Consider the following 406-nt stretch of genomic DNA (forward strand, 5'->3'; position numbering starts at 1 on the left):
AATCAAATGAAGGAGTCCATTATCTATCATTGGTCACAGATGCCTTCTCACGCAAAATCATAGGTTATCACTTGAGTAATGAAATGAAGGCTTCTGATGTCGTTAAAGCCCTCAATATGGCGATTAAAAATAGGCAGTATGACCATGATGCAATTCACCATTCTGACCGAGGATTGCAATACTGCTCTGCATTATATCAATCAGTCCTTGAGGCAAATAACATTAAGCCGTCGATGACAGATGGATATGATTGCTATCAAAATGCACTAGCCGAAAGAATAAACGGGATACTTAAACAAGAGTTCTTACTTTATCAATGTAATACACTGGATGAGCTAAAAATATTGGTAAGAGAATCGATAAGCATCTACAACGAGATGAGGCCGCACTTGAGTTTAGATATGAA

General features: G+C 37.7%; 1 protein-coding gene. It reads left to right on the forward strand.

The window, feature by feature from the left end; translation table 11 throughout:
- Positions 1-406 (forward strand): IS3 family transposase (locus EOK74_RS20750; protein ID WP_133472032.1); only part of this gene is annotated, 406 nt, incomplete at both ends.

Origin of the sequence: Paraglaciecola marina, from assembly GCF_004360155.1 — a bacterium.
GTDB lineage: Bacteria > Pseudomonadota > Gammaproteobacteria > Enterobacterales > Alteromonadaceae > Paraglaciecola > Paraglaciecola marina.